This is a genomic window from Craterilacuibacter sp. (genome assembly GCF_051659485.1).
Classification (GTDB): domain Bacteria; phylum Pseudomonadota; class Gammaproteobacteria; order Burkholderiales; family Chromobacteriaceae; genus Craterilacuibacter.
Genome location: NZ_JBOFOO010000216.1, coordinates 1 through 2,055 on the forward strand (window position 1 = coordinate 1; position 2,055 = coordinate 2,055).

2 protein-coding genes are annotated in these 2,055 nt (G+C 65.8%); both read left to right on the top strand.

Annotated elements, in window-relative coordinates; translation table 11 throughout:
• A partial coding sequence (locus ACRC1E_RS07660) for a hypothetical protein (protein WP_438514512.1) occupies positions 1-809 on the top strand: 809 nt, incomplete at its 5' end.
• An 87-nt stretch (positions 810-896) separates the two neighbouring features.
• A complete protein-coding gene (proB, locus tag ACRC1E_RS07665; RefSeq protein WP_438514513.1) occupies positions 897-2,015 on the top strand; it encodes a glutamate 5-kinase in 1,119 nt (372 codons plus the stop codon).
• The last annotated feature ends 40 nt before the right edge of the window (positions 2,016-2,055 follow it).

Below are 2,055 nucleotides of genomic sequence, written 5' to 3' on the forward strand. Positions count from 1 at the left end.
GCGAAGGTTTTTATGTCGACACCGATGCCGACCAGCCGCCGGGCTACCACGACACGCCGCCAGAGGCAGGCTGGATGCTGGATACCCGCCCTCTGGTCGATGCGCTCAGGCAGCAATTGCAGATGCAAGGCCACGGCACGCCGGGGGCGCACGCCGAAGACGGCGAGCTATTTCAGGCGCTGCTGCACGACTGCCAACGCAAGGCAGAACGGCACGAAGTACGCATCAAGATGGGCGGCACGCTGAGCCTGGTCTCCACCCTGCCCGCCTGCTGGCATCACAGCAATGGCGGCAGCTGGGCGTTTGCCTCCACCGGCGACAGCAGCGAGGAGCTGATCTACCACAGCCAGCTGGCACGGCGCAGCCCCCCGCCCGCGCCGGCCAGTATGACCATCATCAATCGCAGTTGCAGCGGCATGCAGCTGGCGGGCAACAGCCACGGCCATCCGCTACGTGCCGGCGAGCTGCTGCTCCTGCGCGAACAGGGGCAGAGCGCGTGGCAATGCGCCTTGCTGCACTGGGTAGGTTACGGCGACGCACTGGATACCCGTTGCGGGCTGGAGCTGCTGCCGGGCCCGGTTGAGGCCGTGATGACGCGCTTCGATCACGCGAAGCCCGGCGACACCAGCACACTGGCGCTCAAGCTCAGCCCGGCCGATGCCGCGCCGCTACTGTTGCTGGCCGGCCGCCCTTACCAGCGTCTGGCCGGCATGACGCTGATCAGCGATGCCGCCAGCGAGCGCGTGCGCCTGCTGCGCGTCGTCAAGCAGATGCCGCATTTCCAGCTGATAGAAGTCAGGCCGGTGTAAGCGGGGCGTATCCACGCCGGGATCGCCTCCCCTGCCCGCCGCCTTTTTGGTTAGAATCCCGACATACTTCTCGCGGACTTTCCGATTATGCAATCGCTGATACACACGGCCGACCGTATCGTGGTCAAGGTGGGCTCCAGTCTGGTCACCAATGACGGCAAGGGCCTGGATCTGGCGGCGCTGGCGCGCTGGGCCGCCGAAATCGCCGAACTCAAACGCCGTGGCAAGGAAGTGGTGCTGGTTTCCAGCGGTGCCATCGCCGAAGGCTGCCAGCGTCTGGGCTGGGCCACCCGCCCCAAGGCGGTGCATGAACTGCAGGCCGCCGCCGCCGTCGGCCAGATGGGGCTGTGCGAAGCCTACGAACAGGCGTTTCGCCAGCACGGCTTGCAAACGGCGCAGATTTTGCTCACCCATGAAGATCTGGCCGACCGCACCCGCTATCTGAATGCACGCACCACCTTGTCGACCCTGATGGCGCTGAATGTGGTGCCCATCATCAATGAAAACGATACCGTGGTAACGGCCGAGATCCGCTTTGGCGACAACGATACCCTGGCCGCGCTGGTAACCAACCTGATCGAAGCCGATGCGCTGGTGATCCTCACCGACCAGCAAGGCTTGTATAGCGCCGACCCGAGAAAAAACCCCGACGCGATCTTTATCCACGAAGCGAATGCCGGCGATGCGGCGCTGGAAGACATGGCCGGCGGGGCCGGCTCCAGCGTGGGCACCGGCGGCATGCTGACCAAGATCATCGCCGCCAAACGGGCGGCGCGCAGCGGCGCGGCCACCATTATCGCCTGCGGACGCGAAGCCGATGTCTTGTCGCGGCTGGCCGATGGCGAGGCAATCGGCACCCAGCTGCTGGCCACCACCACGCGCATGGCGGCACGCAAGCAATGGCTGGCCGACCATCTGCAACTGGCAGGCAAACTGCTGCTGGATAGCGGCGCGGCGCAGGCGGTACGCGAGCGCCACACCAGCTTGCTGCCTATCGGTGTGCGCGGCGTGGAGGGGCAGTTTTTACGCGGCGATGTGGTCGCCTGTGTCGATAGCGACGGCATCGAAGTCGCGCGCGGGCTGGCCAACTACAGCTCGGACGAGGCGCGCCTGATCATGCGCCGCCCTACGCGCGAGATCGCTAGCGTGCTGGGCTATCTGGTCGAGCCCGAGCTGATACACCGCGACAATATGGTTACGCTCTGACGGGGATCGGGGATCGGGGATCGGGGATCGGGGATCGGGG